The organism is Acidimicrobiales bacterium (genome assembly GCA_025455885.1).
Lineage (GTDB): Bacteria > Actinomycetota > Acidimicrobiia > Acidimicrobiales > Acidimicrobilacustridaceae > Rhabdothermincola_A.
On sequence record JALOLR010000007.1, the window covers coordinates 63404 to 79091 of the forward strand.

Annotated in this window: 16 protein-coding genes; 12 read left to right on the forward strand and 4 right to left on the reverse strand. The window is 73.5% G+C overall.

The features are described 5' to 3' along the window. Positions 1 to 17: 17 nt before the first annotated feature. On the forward strand, positions 18 to 845 hold the full coding sequence (larB, locus tag MUE36_07275) for a nickel pincer cofactor biosynthesis protein LarB (protein ID MCU0310725.1): 828 nt from the start codon (positions 18 to 20) through the stop codon (positions 843 to 845). Further along, entirely contained in the window at positions 842 to 2110 is a 1269-nt protein-coding gene (gene larC / locus MUE36_07280; GenBank protein ID MCU0310726.1) for a nickel pincer cofactor biosynthesis protein LarC, read from the forward strand. Before larB ends, larC begins: the two co-directional genes overlap by 4 nt. 3 nt (positions 2111 to 2113) lie before the next feature. On the opposite strand, the gene MUE36_07285 is transcribed toward larC, so the two are convergent. Continuing rightward, positions 2114 to 3334 carry a cytochrome P450 gene (locus MUE36_07285; GenBank protein MCU0310727.1) on the reverse strand — a complete coding sequence of 407 codons (1221 nt, stop codon included), beginning with the start codon at positions 3332 to 3334 and terminating at the stop codon, positions 2114 to 2116. Positions 3335 to 3375: 41 nt separating this feature from the next. Then, the gene (locus MUE36_07290; protein ID MCU0310728.1) at positions 3376 to 4332 is read right to left on the reverse strand and encodes a fatty acid desaturase; all 957 of its coding nucleotides are present in this window, start codon (positions 4330 to 4332) and stop codon (positions 3376 to 3378) included. A gap of 194 nt (positions 4333 to 4526) precedes the next feature. Between MUE36_07290 and MUE36_07295 the strand changes: the two genes are divergently transcribed. The 3 genes from MUE36_07295 (at position 4527) to MUE36_07305 (ending at position 7942) form a co-directional block, all read left to right on the forward strand. Further along, positions 4527 to 5258, forward strand: a complete 732-nt coding sequence (locus tag MUE36_07295) for an MBL fold metallo-hydrolase (GenBank protein ID MCU0310729.1) — start codon at positions 4527 to 4529, stop codon at positions 5256 to 5258. Between the two features lie 4 nt (positions 5259 to 5262). Beyond that, positions 5263 to 6585: an MBL fold metallo-hydrolase gene (locus MUE36_07300; protein ID MCU0310730.1), complete on the forward strand. Its 1323-nt coding sequence runs from the start codon at positions 5263 to 5265 to the stop codon at positions 6583 to 6585. Positions 6586 to 6661: 76 nt separating this feature from the next. Beyond that, the gene (locus tag MUE36_07305; GenBank protein MCU0310731.1) at positions 6662 to 7942 is read left to right on the forward strand and encodes a hypothetical protein; all 1281 of its coding nucleotides are present in this window, start codon (positions 6662 to 6664) and stop codon (positions 7940 to 7942) included. On the opposite strand, the gene MUE36_07310 is transcribed toward MUE36_07305, so the two are convergent. Continuing rightward, a complete protein-coding gene (locus MUE36_07310; GenBank protein ID MCU0310732.1) occupies positions 7924 to 8772 on the reverse strand; it encodes a carbon-nitrogen hydrolase family protein in 849 nt (282 codons plus the stop codon). The genes MUE36_07305 and MUE36_07310 overlap by 19 nt on opposite strands. Positions 8773 to 8890: 118 nt before the next feature. Then, on the reverse strand, positions 8891 to 9427 hold the full coding sequence (locus tag MUE36_07315; protein MCU0310733.1) for a hypothetical protein: 537 nt from the start codon (positions 9425 to 9427) through the stop codon (positions 8891 to 8893). An 85-nt stretch (positions 9428 to 9512) separates the two neighbouring features. Between MUE36_07315 and MUE36_07320 the strand changes: the two genes are divergently transcribed. From MUE36_07320 to MUE36_07350, 7 genes are all read left to right on the forward strand, one after another. Next, positions 9513 to 10295 carry an enoyl-CoA hydratase-related protein gene (locus MUE36_07320; protein ID MCU0310734.1) on the forward strand — a complete coding sequence of 261 codons (783 nt, stop codon included), beginning with the start codon at positions 9513 to 9515 and terminating at the stop codon, positions 10293 to 10295. A gap of 72 nt (positions 10296 to 10367) precedes the next feature. Then, positions 10368 to 11585 (forward strand): acyl-CoA dehydrogenase family protein, encoded by a 1218-nt coding sequence (locus MUE36_07325; GenBank protein ID MCU0310735.1) that lies wholly within the window; start codon positions 10368 to 10370, stop codon positions 11583 to 11585. Positions 11586 to 11661: 76 nt separating this feature from the next. Further along, a complete protein-coding gene (locus MUE36_07330; protein MCU0310736.1) occupies positions 11662 to 12030 on the forward strand; it encodes a hypothetical protein in 369 nt (122 codons plus the stop codon). 60 nt (positions 12031 to 12090) lie between these two features. Next, complete coding sequence (locus MUE36_07335) at positions 12091 to 13656, forward strand: CHAD domain-containing protein (GenBank protein MCU0310737.1); 1566 nt, start codon at positions 12091 to 12093, stop codon at positions 13654 to 13656. Continuing rightward, positions 13653 to 14399, forward strand: a complete 747-nt coding sequence (locus MUE36_07340; GenBank protein ID MCU0310738.1) for a ParA family protein — start codon at positions 13653 to 13655, stop codon at positions 14397 to 14399. Before MUE36_07335 ends, MUE36_07340 begins: the two co-directional genes overlap by 4 nt. Before the next feature lie 3 nt (positions 14400 to 14402). Next, positions 14403 to 15395, forward strand: a complete 993-nt coding sequence (gene gluQRS, locus MUE36_07345; protein ID MCU0310739.1) for a tRNA glutamyl-Q(34) synthetase GluQRS — start codon at positions 14403 to 14405, stop codon at positions 15393 to 15395. Continuing rightward, positions 15392 to 15685 (forward strand): DUF4031 domain-containing protein, encoded by a 294-nt coding sequence (locus MUE36_07350; protein ID MCU0310740.1) that lies wholly within the window; start codon positions 15392 to 15394, stop codon positions 15683 to 15685. Before gluQRS ends, MUE36_07350 begins: the two co-directional genes overlap by 4 nt. Positions 15686 to 15688 lie beyond the last annotated feature (3 nt).

Consider the following 15688-nt stretch of genomic DNA (forward strand, 5'->3'; position numbering starts at 1 on the left):
TCGGGGAGGATAACGACATGGACGAAGCAGCCCTGCGAGGTTTGGTGGACGACATCCGATCGGGCGCGACGAGCCCTGACGAGGCGGTGACGCAGCTGCGGCGGCTCCCCTTCGTCGACCTGGGCTTCGCCCGCATCGACCACCACCGCCAGCTCCGCCAGGGGATGGCCGAGACCGTCTACGCCCCCGGCAAGAGCCCCGACCAGTGCGCCGCCATCGTGGCCGAGCTCCTCACCCAGCCCGGATCGGCCCCGGTGCTGCTGTCACGCGCCGACGCGGCCCAGCGTGACGCCGCTACCTCGGCCAACCCCGGCGGCCGCGCCGTCCACGCCGGCGGCGGTGACCCGGACGGGCGGTCGCTGGCCACCGTCGTCTGGCGCCCGGCATCCGTCCGGCCCGAGCGGGTGGCGGTCGTCTCGGCCGGAACCGCCGACCTCCCGGTGGCCGACGAGGCCGCCGTCACGCTGTCCGCCCACGGCCTCGAACCGCTGCGCATCACCGACATCGGGGTCGCCGGGCTGCACCGGGTCCTCGACGCCGTCGACGAGCTCGTCGCCTGCGACGCCCTCGTCGTGGTGGCCGGGATGGAGGGGGCGCTGGCCAGCGTGGTGGCGGGGCTCACCCCGGCGCCGGTGGTGGCGGTGCCCACCAGCGTCGGCTACGGCGCGGGCCTCGACGGGGTCACCGCCCTGCTCGGCATGTTGGCCTCGTGCGCCTCGGGGCTCACCGTGGTGGGCATCGACAACGGCTTCGGGGCGGCGTGCGCGGTGCTCCGCGCCCTCGACGGGACCCGTCGCGGCACGGGTGCCCTGGTCGACGACGGGCCGGCCGGGGACGCCCGGTGAGCACGCCCCACGATCACGGTCACGACCACGACCACGGGCACGCCCACGACGACGCCCCGGTGGCCTGGGACGGGGTCACCGTCCCGGCGGCGGAGGGACCCGACGTCACCGTCGCCTGGTTCCACTGCTTCTCGGGCATCGCCGGCGACATGGCCCTCGGTGCCCTGCTCGACGCCGGGGCCGACCTCGACGAGGTGCGGGCGCTGCTGCATCGCCTGCCCGTCGGAGGGTGGGAGCTCGAGGCCGAGACGGTCACCCGGTCGGGCATCGGCGCCACCAAGGTGCACGTGCACACCGAACCCGAACCGCCCCATCGCGCCGCCGCCGAGGTCGCCGCCGTCGTGGCCTCCGCCGGCCTCCCCGACCGGGTGGCCCGCCGGGCGCTGGCCACCTTCCGCGCCCTCGCCGTCGCCGAGGGCCACCTGCACCGCCGGTCACCGGCGACGGTCCACTTCCACGAGGTCGGCGCCCTCGACGCCGTCGTCGACGTGGTCGGCACGTGCGCCGCCCTCGAGGTGCTCGGCGTCGACGAGGTGGTGTCGAGCCCGGTGGCCGACGGCCTCGGCACCGTGCGCGCCGCCCACGGCGAGCTGCCTGTGCCCGTCCCGGCCGTCGTCCGGCTCCTGGCGGGCGCCCCCACCTACGGTCTGCCGATCGCCCGTGAGCTCACCACCCCCACCGGTGCCGCGCTGCTCGCCGCCAACGTCGTGGGATGGGGGCCGATGCCGGCCATGACGATCACCGCCAGCGGGTTCGGCGCCGGTGCGGCCGACCTCGGCGACCGTCCCAACCTCACCCAGGTGGTGGTCGGGACCACCACCCGCACCGGCGGCGGCGTCGACGGTCAGCCCGTGGTGCTGCTCGAGACCAACGTCGACGACGTCACCGGCGAGACCCTGGCCCACACAGTGACCGCCCTCCTCGACGCCGGTGCCCACGACGCCTGGCTCACGCCGATCGTGATGAAGAAGGGCCGCCCCGCTCACACCGTGCACGCCCTCGCCGATCCCGCCCGGGTGGAGGCGGTGCGCGCCGTGATGGTCGCCGAGACGGGCACCTTCGGCGTCCGTGGGGTCACCATGCAGCGCTGGCCTCAGAGCCGGTCGGTCGTGACCGTCGACGTCGACGGTCACGACGTGCGGCTCAAGGCCTCCGGGTCACGGGTCAAGGCCGAGTACGACGACGCCGCCGCGGCCGCGAAGGCGCTCGGCCTCCCGCTGCGCGAGGTCGTCCGCCGTGCCGAGGGCGACCGTCGGGAGGCGTGATCGTCAGTCGGTGTGCAGGATCAGCGGGGCCGAGACGGTGCCGGCGATGATGTTCGACACCGACCGGACGACGGGCCCGGCGAGCTCGAGACGGGTGACGCCCTTGTCGAGCAGGGCGTCGAGCACGGCCGCCACCTCCAGGCGGGCCAACGCCGCGCCGAGGCAGAAGTGGGCACCGAACCCGAAGGCCACGTGGTGGTTGGGCGACCGGCCCACGTCGAACGTCGAGGCCGTCGGTCCGAACTCCTCCTCGTCGAGGTTGGCCGACGAGTAGACCATCACGATCGGGTCGCCGGCGACGACGGTCTGGCCGCCGAGCTCGACGTCGCGGGTGGCGGTGCGCATGAAGTAGATGACCGCCGTCGTCCAGCGCAGGATCTCCTCGACCGCGCTCGGCACCAGCGAGCGGTCGGCCACGAGCCTCGCCCACTGGTCGGGGTTCTGGGCCAGCGCCACCAGGCCACCGGAGATGGTGTTGCGGGTCGTCTCGTTGCCGGCCACCAGCAGCTGGTTGAGGAACATCGTCATCTCGTCGTCGGTCAGCCGGTCGCCGTCCACCTCGAGGCCCACCAGCTGGGAGATGACGTCGTCCTTGGGGCTCGTGCGGGCCTCGCCGACGAGCCGCAACAGCTCGGCCATCATCTCCGCGTTGAGCGCGGCCCGGCGCTCGGCGTCGGCGTAGATCTCCGTGCCGGGGATCGAGGCCTCCGACCACGCCCACACGTCGTCCCACCGCTCCTCGGGCAGCCCGAGGAGCTGGGCGATGACCTGGACGGGCAACGGAACGGCCAGGGGCGCCACGACGTCGACGGGTTCGTCGAGGGGGAGCGCGTCGACCAGGACCCGGGCGGCGTCGCGCACCGAGGCGTCGAGCGTCTTGACGACCCGGCGGCCGAAGGCCGGCTGCACGAGGGACCGGTACCGGGTGTGGTCCGGTGGGTCGGTGTGCATCATGGTGGGCGGCGAGGCGTACTCGGCACCGATCTCGAAGGTGATGATCCCCTTGCCCGAGCAGTAGGTGGCCGGGTCGGTCGAGACGGCCATCACCTCGGCGTGGTGCGGCGCCACCCAGAAGCCCTGGGTGGCGTTCCAGAGCAGCCGGCCCCTGGCCCGGAGGTCGGCGTAGAAGGCCGGGGCGTCCTCGATCGAGAACTCGACCCCCATGAACTGGTCGGTGAGCGGCTCGTGGGTGCGGGCGGCTCGAGCGGCGTCGACGTCGGTCATGGGTGGTCCCCCTGGAGAGAGCGGCGGGCGCGGGCGCGGCGTCAGCCCGAGGATGCAGTCTTCCAGAGATCCCGGTAGTTGCGGAAGGTCGCTTCCGGTGTCACCCACCCCGAGGCGACCAGCTCGTCGTGCAGCGCCGGCAGGTGCTGGAAGGGCACGCCCATGTCGGCGTGGTGGGCCAGGTGCCAGCCCGTGTTGAACGGCACGATCCAGAACCTCGCCGCCGGGTGCTGGTCGACGACGTGGGTGGTGCGGCGGCGGTCGGAGGAGTGCTCCATGCCCCCGTGCTCGGCGACGGCCCGGAGCCGGTTGAGCACCCGCCACACCGTCATCCACGGTGCCAGCCACATGACCGGCCACAGCCACCAGCGACCCGACGCTACGCCGAGGGCCACCGCCAGCACCGCCTGGGTGCCGAGGATGCGCAGCGCGAACGGCCGACCGAGCGGGGAGGTGACGGCGCGCAACAACCCCTTCAGGTTCTTCCACCCCGACGAGCCGAGGGCGTCACGCCGCAGCTTGCGATGCCACGAGGCCTTCGTGATCGGATAGCCGAGGTACAGGTTCAGGTCGGGCTCGTTCGGCCCGAGCTCGTCCTTGTGGTGGGCGAAGTGACTGCGCCGGTAGATGTCGAACGGCACGAACGCCGGGTAGGCCAGCAGCCACCGGCCCACGGCGTCGTTCCAGCGCTTGCGCGCGAAGAGCAGGCGGTGGGCGGCCTCGTGGGCGAGGATCGAGAAGAGAGCGAAGGCCCGGCCCATGAGCACGAAGGTGGCCGCCCACACCGCCAGCGCCACCACGAGCGGCACGCGGACGGTGACCCAGCAGGCCAGGGCCAGCAGTCCCGCCGACTGCACCCACACCGAGGCCACGTTGGCCACGTTGCGCAGGGTCGGGATCCGCCGCAGCTCGGCGCGCAGCTCCGGGACGGGCATCCCGGTGGCGGTCAGGCGTTCGGTGGGAAGCACGTCGGGCAGCGCCGACGGGGGCGGCACCATCGTCCCGGCCGCCCGTCTCCCAGTAGCCGCCCGTCGCCCCGCGGCGGCCCGTGCCTCCGCTCCCCGCTCGAACTGGTGCGTCGTGGGATCGCTCTGGCGAGCGGGGGACGCACCAGTTCGGAGGGGGGGACGGTTCGGGTCGTGCGCGCTGACACCCACGTCACCAGTGTGCCAACGGCGGGCAGAATGGGCGAATGTCCGACTCCGCCGTCCCGAGCCGCCTCTACTTCCGCCAGCTCCTCGCCGGCCGCGACATCGCCCGCACCGACCCGGTGGCCCGCCAGATGGTCAACTTCGTCTACCTCCTGGGTGACCGCGAGACCGGTGAGGCCGTGGCCATCGACCCGGCCTACGACATCGCCGGGATCCTCGACGTGCTCGCCGCCGACGGCATGCGCCTCACCGGCGCGCTCGCCACCCACCACCACCAGGACCACGTGGGCGGCGACATGATGGGCTACCCGATCGAGGGGCTCCGCGAGCTCATGGCCGCCCATCCGGTGCCCGTCCACGTGCAGGCCGACGAGGCTCCCCACGTGCAGAAGGTGACCGGCCTCGAGGCCACCGACCTCGTCAGCCACGCCAGCGGCGACGTCGTCCGCGTCGGCGACATCCCCATCGAGCTGATCCACACCCCCGGGCACACCCCCGGCAGCCAGTGCTTCTTCGTCGACGGGCGCCTCGTCTCGGGCGACACCCTGTTCCTCGACGGGTGCGGGCGCACCGACCTGCCCGGCGGTGACCCGCTGGCCCTCTACGAGAGCCTCACCCAGAAGCTGGCCAAGGTGCCCGACGACGCCGTGCTGTTCCCCGGCCACCAGTACTCGGCCGACCCCTCGGCCTCGATGGGCGACACCCGGCGCACGAACTTCGTGTTCCGGCCCCGCAACGCCCAGCAGTGGCTGGCCATGTTCGGCGCCGGCTGAGCCCGTGGCCGACCTGCTGGATCTCTCGGCGCGCTTCGTCGATGCAGCCGCCGGTGACGACCCGACCGCCGAGCTCGGCCCCCCCAACCGCATCACCCTCGAGCTCTCCGAGGTGGCCGACGGCATCGCCGTCGTCGAGTCCTTCTCCCACGTCGTGGCCTTCGCCACCGACGACGGGCTGGTGCTCTTCGACGCCTCGCTCGACTCGCTCGCCCCGCACGTCCTGCGGGCGCTGCGCGCATGGGACGACGCCCCGGTGCACACCCTCGTGTACACCCACGGCCACGTCGACCACGTGGGCGGCGCCCCGGCGATCCTGGCCGAGGCCGCCGCACGGGGCCGGCCCCGGCCGGCCGTCGTCGCCCACGAGGCGGTGCCGGAGCGCTTCGCCCGCTACGGGCTCACCGACGGCTACAACGGCGCCGTCAACGCCCGCCAGTTCGGGACGGGCAACGCGTTCACGTGGTCGAACCCGGATGGCACACCGGCGTTCTTCGCCGACTTCGTCGGCCCGACCGTCACCTACCGCGACGAGGCGACCCTCGACGTGGGGGGCACCGTGTTCGAGCTGCACCACGGCAAGGGCGAGACCGACGACCACACCTGGACGTGGGTCCCCGCACGGCGGGCGGTGAGCGTCGGGGATCTGTTGATCTGGGTGTTCCCGAACGCCGGCAACCCCCAGAAGGTGCAACGCCACCCGCGGGAGTGGGCCGAGGCCCTCCGGCGCATCGCGGCGTTGCGCCCCGAGCTGCTGTTGCCCGCCCACGGGCTCCCCATCGCCGGCGCCGAGCGCATCGCGAGGGTGCTCGACGAGACGGCCACCGTGCTCGAGAGCCTCGTCGCCCAGACCCTCGAGCTCATGAACGCCGGGGCGACCCTCGACACCATCGTGCACGCCGTGCGGGCGCCGGCCGAGCTGCTCGAACGGCCCTACCTCCGGCCCGTGTACGACGAGCCCGAGTTCGTGGTCCGCAACATCTGGCGCCTCTACGGCGGCTGGTACGACGGCAACCCCGCCCGCCTGAAACCCGCCCCCGACGCGGCGGTCGCCGCCGAGGTGGCGGCACTGGCCGGGGGTGTCGCGGTCCTGGCCGACCGGGCCCGGGCACTGGCCGACGACGCCACGGCCGCGGCCGACCCCGACGGCTTCCGCCTCGCCTGCCAGCTCGCCGAGTGGGCCGTCCAGGCTGACCCCCACGACCCGGCGGCGGCCGCCGCGGCCGCCGAGGTGTACCGGGCGCGACGGCACCTCGAGACGTCGCTCATGGCCAAGGGCATCTACGGCGCCGCCGCGGCCCGGTTCGACGCCGACGACGGACGCTGATCTCCGCTCCCGGTCCCGTCGCCACGCTCGACCATCGGGCAGACTGACCGCTCGACATCGCCGACGGGCCGTCGGCGTGACCAGCAGGGGGACCATGAACGCCCAGATCAACACCGTCGTCGAGCGCCGCCGCGCCCTGGGCGCCCGCCGCCGGCGCACGGCCGCCCTCGTCGCCGCCGTCGTCGGGCTCGCCCTCGTAGCGGGGGCGTGCAGCGACTCCTCTGATTCGTCCTCCCCGGCGACCACCGCGCCGCCCGCACCGGTGGACTTCAGCCAGCGGGGCCCCTACCCCGTCGGCCGCACCATCCTGGCCCTCCCCGACCGACAGGTCTACGTCTTCTACCCGGCCGATCCGGCTGCCGTCGCCGACGCCGCCCCGATCGACGGGTACAGCTCGATCATCGGGTTCCCGGAGTCCGTGCGGGCGGTGATCCCGCCCGAGATCGTCCAGGACATTCCCCTCGACTCCTACGATCAGCCGGCGCCCTCACCGGAGGGGCCGTTCCCGACCATCATCTACTCCCACGGTGCGGGCGACTACGCCGCCTTCGCCTCCCAGCACTTCGAACACATGGCGTCGTGGGGCTTCGTCACCGCTTCCCCAGAGCACATCGAGCGCGACCTCGCCGCCTCCACCCTCGGCCAGACCCGACAGGGTGACGACGTCGCCGTGCTGCGCGCCACCCTGGCGCTGCTCGGCGAGCAGAACACCTCCGGTCCGCTGGCCGGGGCCATGAACCTCGACCAGCTTGCCGCCGAAGGACTCAGCGCCGGCGGCAGCGCCGTGCTGCGGTTCGCCCAGGACCCGGAGGTGAAGACGGTCATCGGTCGCGCCCCGGGCTACGGGGTCAGCATCGACGTGCCCGAGGCGATCCGCAGTGACGCCGAGGCCCGCCGGGCGTTCGTCGACCAGGCCATCGACGCCGCGTACGCCGCCACGCCGCCCCCCGACAAGCCGTCGATGATCATCGCCGGCGAGGTCGACGAGACCATCCCCCTCGCCAACATCGAACGGACCTTCGCCTGGCTCGCGCCCCCCAAGCGCTTCGCCGTCATCGCCGGCGGAGGGCACAACGCCTTCACCGACCTGTGCGCCCCGATCCGTGCCGGGGGTGGCCTCATGCAGTTCTCCGGCCGGATCCCTGCGCCGGATGCGCTCCTGGCGCGCGGCGAGGACGGCTGCACCGAGGCCAACATCGACCCGCAGGTCGCCTACGACCTCATCGACCAGCTCACCGTCGCGCAGCTCCGCAACGTGTTCGGCATCGACGCTCCCCAGGCCGCGGCGTCGCTCGAACGGGCCTACCTCGACGAGCTCTTCCCGGGAGCTCTCTCGGCCTACGAGTACGTGCCCTGACCCGACGCCGGGGGCCGGTAGGCCCCGGGTCGGCGGTTGGCGAGGCTGGGGAGGCGCTCCCTGATCCGGGTCTGCGCGTCGAGGTCGACGTCGGCCACGACGACGGCGTCGCCCTCGGCGCCGGCCTCGGCCAGGATCGTGCCCCACGCATCCACCACCATCGAGTGCCCGTGGCGGACGATCCCGTCAGGGCTGGTGCCCCACTGGTCGGCGGCCACGACGGCCACCTGGTTCTCGACGGCCCGGGTGCGCACCAGCAGTTCCCAGTGGGCGCGACCGGTGGCCGCGGTGAACGCCGACGGCACGGCGATGATCGACGCGCCGAGCAGGGCCTCGGCGAGGAAGAGCTCGGGGAAGCGCAGGTCGTAGCAGGTGGTCAGCCCGAGCACCGGGGCGGTGGGCGCGGTGTCCACGGCACAGGTCACCGGTCCGGGACCGGGGCTGAACGTCTCGGACTCCCGGGTCGCCGCTCCCTCCACCCCGACGTCGAACAGGTGCACCTTCCGATAGCAGGCGACCAGACGGCCGTCGGGTGAGATCAGCGGTGACGTGTTGTAGAGGCGCCCGTCGGGGTCCCGCTCGACGAAGCTCCCGGCGACCAGCCAGCACCGCTCGGCGCGCGCCCGGTGCGCGGCCCATCCGACGGTCGGCCCGTCGAGCGGCTCGGCGGCGGCCACCATGGCCTCCCGGCGGCCCAGCGCGGCGAAGAGCTCGGGCAGCACCACCAGGTCCGCGCCGTCGGCGGCGGCCCGGTACACCAAGGCGTCAGCGGCCTCGCGCGCCGCGTCCGGGTCGGGTCGGCACTGCATCTGCACTGCGGCGACGCGCACGAAACCGACGGTAACCGTCGCCGGGCTCCGCCCCACGGCAGCTCCCAGGTTTCCGCGCCCGCAGGGCCGTCCCGGCCGCCGAGTCCGCACGCGACGTCACCCCCACCGGAGATGTCGGTCAGGGACGGGCCCGCCAGTCGTGACGTCCCTGGCGCACCGCCGTGGCCGAGACGCCGTGGTGGGCCGGGTCGGTGTCGAGCACCACCACCTCCACCATCTCCACCAGCTTGGCCCGCGGGTCCGGGAGCGGCCACGGGGGGCGGGGGGCCACGGCCACGACGGGGAGTCGGGCGAGCGCCTCGTCCCGAGCCTGCACCGACGTGTACCAGGCGGGATCGAGGAGCTGGTGCCACTTGTCGGCCCCGACCACGACCACGTCGTAGCCCGCGGCGACGTCGACCAGCAGGCGGGCCGGGGTCGACCGCAGCCCGAGCCACGGTCGCCGGTCCGCCAACCGGGCGAGCTCGGCGATGCGGTCGTCCACCGCGGTCAGCGTCGCGGCGTCCTTGCCGAGGGCGTCGACCGAGATGCTCAGGTCCACGCGCACCAGGCCGCACTGGCGCAGCGCGGTCTCGGCCACGTGGAGGTGGGCCACCGTGACCGGGTCGAACGAGCCCGGGTACACCCCGACCCGATCGGGCCCCTCGCGGTCCACCCGATGATGGTACCGACGCCACCCGCCGCCCTCGGGCGCACACCGCCGCCGGGCCCGCGAGACTGCGACGGCGAGGGGAGGGGTCATGGACGACGACCAGCAGAGGGACCACGACGGGCACGCGACCGTGCGCACCGAGGTGCACGACCGGGTGCTGGTCGTGCACCTCGACCGGGAGCACAAGCGCAACGCCGTCGATCCCGAGATGACGGCGGGCATCGACGCCGCCCTCAACCGGCTCGAGGACGACCCCGAGCTCTGGGCGGGCGTGATCACCGGCACCGCAACCGTCTTCTCGGCCGGCACCGACCTGCGGGCCGGGATGTCGGCCAGTGAGCGGGGCGGGCAGTACGGGGTCATCCGCCGCAGGCGCACCACGCCGCTCCTCGCCGCCGTCGAAGGGCCCGCCCTCGGCGGGGGGATGGAGATCGTCCTCGCCTGCGACCTCGTCGTCGCCTCCACCACCGCCCGCTTCGGCCTCCCCGAGGTGCAGCGCAGCCTCGTCCCGGTCTGCGCCGGGGTGTTCCGGTCGGTGCGCACCCTCCCCCTCAACGTCGCCCGGGAGATCCTCCTGACCGGCGACCCGATCGACGCCGAGCGCGCCGAGCGCCTCGGCTTCGTGGCCCGGGTCACCGCGCCCGGCCGGGCCTGCGCCGAGGCCGTCGCCCTGGCCGAGCGGATCTGTCGCAACGGGCCGGTGGCGATCCGCGAGACGATGCGCATCCTCGACGGCCTCCACGAGGGACCCGACGAGGTGGGCTGGGCGCTCACCGAGCGCGCCGAGGCCGTCATCCGTGCCTCGGACGACACCGTCGAGGGCGTCACGGCGTTCTTCGAGCGCCGCGAGCCGCGGTGGAGCGGTCGCTGACCGAGCGCGCGTTTGGGCCGCCTCGGGCCGTCGCGGCATGATGTCGGCACCAGGCCAGCAGGGGGAGCGACCGTGAACTTCGACGAGACACCGGAGGAAGCCGCCTTCCGCGAGGAGTGCCGGTCGTTCCTGTCCAGCCACGCCGAGCCGAAGGCCCCGGGTGCCATCCGGGTGGTCATGAGCACGATGGCCGAGGACGAGGAGGCCCACGTCAAGGCCTGCCGGGAGTGGCAGCGCACCAAGGCCGAGGCCGGGTGGGCCGGTCTCACCTGGCCCGTCGAGTTCGGCGGGCGGGGGCTCACCGGACTGCTCCAGGGGATCTTCCTCGAGGAGGAGGCCCGCTACGACGTGCCCACCGGCATGTTCGCCCAGGCCACCGGCATGGTCGGCCCGACGATCATCGTGCACGGCACCGAGCAGCAGAAGCAGGAGTTCCTCTCCCCGATCCTCCACGGCGAGCAGGTCTGGTGCCAGCTCTTCAGCGAGCCCAACGCCGGTTCCGACCTCGCGTCGCTCGCCTGTCGGGCGGTACGCGACGGCGACGAGTTCGTCGTCAACGGACAGAAGGTCTGGACCTCGTCGGCCCATGTCGCCGATTGGGGCATGCTGCTCGTGCGCACCGACCTCGACGTCCCCAAGCACAAGGGCATCAGCTACCTGTTGCTCGACATGCGCACCCCCGGCATCGAGGTCCGTCCGCTGCGCCAGGCCACCGGTGCCGCAGAGTTCAACGAGGTCTTCCTCACCGACGTCCGCGTCCCGGTGGCCAACCTCCTCGGACCGGAGAACGCCGGCTGGGGCGTGGCGATGACCACCCTCACCAGCGAGCGCGCCGACATCGGGTCGGGCCACGCCAACGGCTTCGACAGCGTCCTCGGCCTCGCCCGGCGCTTCGGCGTGACCGACGACCCCACCTTCCGCCAGCGTCTCGCCCAGCTCTACACGAGCTTCGAGATCGGCCGGTACATGGGCTACCGGGTGCGCACCGCGGCCAGCAAGGGCATCGCCCCGGGCCCCGAGGTGTCGGTCATGAAGATCGCCGTGTCCGAGCGGCTCGCCTTCCAGGGTGACCTCGTGGAGGCCATCCAGGGTCCGACCGGGATGCTGTGGGGCGAGGACGCCCCCGACGACGGCTACTGGCAGTCGATGACCTTCATGGGCCAGTGGATGGCCCGCATCGGCGGCGGCACGGAGGACGTGCAGCGCAACATCGTCGGCGAGCGGGTCCTCGGGCTGCCGCGCGAGCCGGGCAACGACCGCACCACCGCCTTCCGCGACCTGCCGCACTGACCATCGTTCGCCGGGGGCCGGGCGACATCGGTCTCCTCCGGTGGCGGGGGGCTCGTCGCCCCGTACCCTCGGTCCCATGGGAGTCTCCGTCGTCGTCCACGAGGACGAGGTGGTCGTCGAGTTCGGTGGACTCGACCGGATCCTCGCCCTCAAGGGCCGCCTGGTGCTGCCGATCGCCGACATCACCGACGCACGCGTGGCGCGCCAGGCCGACCTCCGGGCGGACCTCGGTTGGCGGATCGGCGGCGGGTACCTGCCGGGGGCCTTCGCCACCGGGCACTTCGGCACGAGGGGTCGACCCGGATCCCGACAGCTGTGGGACTGCTATCGCGACGACGACGTGCTCGTGGTCGAGACCCGACTCGAGAGCCCGTGGCGGGTCGTGCTCCAGCACCCCGACCGCGACCGGCTGGCCTGGTTGATCGCCGAGCGCATCGAGCGCTGAGTCCCGGCGCACCGCGCCCCGGTAGTGTCGGCGGTTCCGTGACGGCGAAAGGGTCGTTGGTTGAGCGAGCTGCAGCGCTTCGTGGTCGTCGCCGACGGTGATCCCGAGATCCTGCTCTCCGCCGTCGCCGAGCGGGCCGGACTCGTGGAGGTCGCCCAGCAGGCGGCGCGCCGCACCTTCCTCGACACCGCCGACGGCCGCCTCCGGGGCGCCGGGACCGTCCTGGAGGTGCGTACCCCCGTCGCCGGGCGGCGCCAGCCCGAACTGATCTGGACGTCGATCGAGACCGGCCAGACCCTGGCGGCCGTCGACGCCCCCGTCGAGGTCGGGAGCCCGTGCTTCGCGGGCGACCTCCCCGGCGCGCCGGGCACGGAACGGCTGGCCGAGCTCATCGAGATGCGAGCCCTGCTCGCGCAGGCCGAGGTGATGAGCCGGCTCCTCACGTTCGCACTGCACGACGACGAGGGGAAGACCACCGTCCGCGTCGTGCTCGACAACAGCACGCTGCTCGGGTCCGCCACGCTGCCGACGATCGTGGAGCTCGTCCCCGTCCGGGGCTACGACCGCGATGCCGCTCGGCTCGGCGAGCTGCTGGCCGCCCAGGTGACGCTCGAGCCCGTCGCCGCGCCGCTCGTCGACCTCGCCCGCGCCGCCCTCGGCGCGCCGCCCTACCTCAGCTCCAAGCTCCGCCTCGCCCTCGACCCCGCCATCGACGCCGAGACGGCCTGGAGGACCGTCCTCACGACCCTTGCCGCAACGATGGCCGCCAACCTCGACGGCACCCTCGCCGACACCGACAGCGAGTTCCTCCACGACTTCCGGGTGGCGGTGCGCCGCACCCGGTCGGTTCTCCAGGAGGGCGCCCGGGTCCTGCCCCCCGACGACCGGGCGCACTGGCGCGCCCGGTTCAAGTGGTTGGGCGACATCACCACCCCCACCCGCGACGCCGACGTGCACCTCCTCGACCTCCCGGAGCTCATGGCCGGCCTCCCGCCCGGACGGGTGGCCGACCTCGGACCACTGCGCGACCTCATGGTCGACGAGCAACGTCGGGCCCACGCCGAGCTGGCCGCCCACCTCGGGTCCGACCGCTACCACGACCTGGTCGAGGCGTGGGACCGCTTCCTCGCCGACCCGTGGACCGGCGCCGGCGCCGACGCCGCCCGCCCCGCCCCCGCCGTCGTCGCCGGACGGTTGGCCACGGCCTGGAAGCGGGTGGTGCGTGACGGCCGGCGCATCGACGACGACGTCGCCGCCGAGGCCCTCCACGACCTGCGCAAGGACGCCAAGCGCCTGCGCTACCTGCTCGAGGCGTTCGGCTCCCTCCTCGACCCGGCCGGCGTGGCGGTGGCGGTGAAGGCGCTCAAGGGCCTGCAGGACTGCCTCGGCGAGTTCCAGGACACCGAGGTCCAGGCCGTCGCCCTGGCCGGCTTCGGCGACCGACTCCTCGCCCGCGGCGACGTCCCGGCGGCCACGCTGCTCGCCATGGGGGCCGTCGTCGAGCACCTCGACGACCGGGGCCGGGCGGCGCGGGCCTCGTTCGCCGAACGCTTCGCGGCGTTCGACCATCCCGACATCCGGCGGGTCTTCCGCCGCCTCATCGACGTCCCGGAGGACAACGGGTGAAGACCCTCGCGACCTACAACATCAAGGGCGGTGTCGGGAAGACCGCCGCAGCGGTCAACCTCGCCCACCGGGCCTCGCTCGAGGGCCACCGGGTGCTCGTGTGGGACCTCGACCCGCAGGGCGCGGCCACCTTCTACTTCCGCGTCAAGCCCAAGGTGAAGGGAGGTGGCGAGGCGCTCGTGCAGGGCCGGCGGGAGCTCGATCGGGCCATCAAGGGGACCGACTACGACAACCTCGACCTCGTCCCCGCCGACTTCTCCTACCGCAACCTCGACCTGATGCTCGACGACGCCAAGAAGCCGTTGGGGCGGTTGGGCAAGCTGCTGGCCCCGCTGAAGGCCGACTACGACATCGTGATCCTCGATTGCCCACCGAGCATCTCGCTGGCCTCCGAGGCGGTCTTCCGCGCGTCCAACGCCCTCGTCGTCCCGATGATCCCCACCACGCTGTCGGCGAGGACCTTCGACCAGCTCGAGGCCTTCGTCGCCGACCACCCGGAGGTCGTGAAGAAGCTCCAGGTGCTGGGGTTCTTCTCGATGGTCGACGCCCGCAAGAAGCTGCACCGCGAGCTGCTCGAGGAGCTGAGGACCCAACGCCCCGACCTCCTCGAGACCCGCATCCCCTCGGCCACCGACGTCGAGCGGATGGGGGTGCACCGGGCGCCCGTCGCGACGTTCGCCCCCCACAGCCGGGCCGCCAAGGCCTACGCCACGCTGTGGGCCGAGATCACCGCCCGCCTCTGAGCCGTGCCGGACGGTCGCTTCGCGCCGAGCCCCACCGGGCCGCTGCACCTCGGCAACCTGCGCACCGCACTGCTGGCGTGGCTCTTCGCGCGTCACGACGCCGCCCGGTTCCTGGTGAGGATCGAGGACCTCGACGAGGTCGGCGCCCGGCCCGAGCACGAGCGATCGGCGCTCGCCGACCTCGCGGTACTCGGCCTCGACCACGACGGACCGGTGGTGCGCCAGTCGGCGTTCCGCGACCGCCACGAACAGGTCGTGGAACGACTCGTCGCGCAGGAGCTGACCTATCCCTGCTACTGCACCCGGCGCGAGGTCCGCGCCGAGATCGAGGCGGCCTCCTCGGCACCCCAGGGTCCACTTCTGGAGGTCGCCTATCCGGGCACGTGCGCCGGCCTCGACGCCCACGGCCGGGCGGCGCGTGAGGCCGAGGGGCGGCGGGCGGCCCTGCGGGTGCGGGCCGACGCCGCGGAGATCTCGTTCCGGGACCGTCTCGCCGGACCGTGCCGCGGCATCGTCGACGACTTCGTCGTCCGTCGCGCCGACGGCACCCCGGCGTACAACCTGGCGGTGGTGGTGGACGACCACGACCAGGGGATCGGGGAGGTGGTCCGGGGCGACGACCTCCTCGGCACCACCCCGCGGCAGATCCTCCTCGCCCGCTGGCTGGGGTGGGACAGTCCCGCCTATGCCCACGTGCCGCTCGTGACCGGACCCGACGGCGAACGCCTCGCCAAGCGGCACGGCTCGGTCACCCTCGCCGACCAGGCCGTGCTCGGGCGCGGGCCGGCGGTGGTGCTCTCGTGGCTGGCGGCGTCGTTGGGTCTCGCCGAGGCGGGTGAGCCCGTCACCCCTGCGGTGGTCCTCGAGCGCTTCGACCCCGATCGCCTCCCCCGCGACCCGTGGTCCCTCCCTCCCGGGATCGTCGCCGGGACGCCCCGGGCGCCTGGACCCTCCGTGACTCCCGGGGCGTCCGGCGCCGGCTCGGAGCAGTGGTGAGCATCCTCATCGACCCTCCGCTGTGGACCTGGCGCGGTCGGCGCTGGGCCCACATGGTCAGCGACGTCAGCCACGACGAGCTGCACCGCTTCGCGCAGCGCCTCGGCCTCCCGGTGCGGGCCTTCCACGGCGACCACTACGACGTCCCCGAGGAGTTGCGCGCCGACGCGCTCGCCCTCGGGGCGGAGGCGGTCGACGGTCGCGAACTGGTTCGCCGCCTCAGGGCTGCGGGGTTGCGTCGGGCCCGGGTCGGCCCGCACGAGCCGATCCCCGACGACGGCGCCGATTGACGG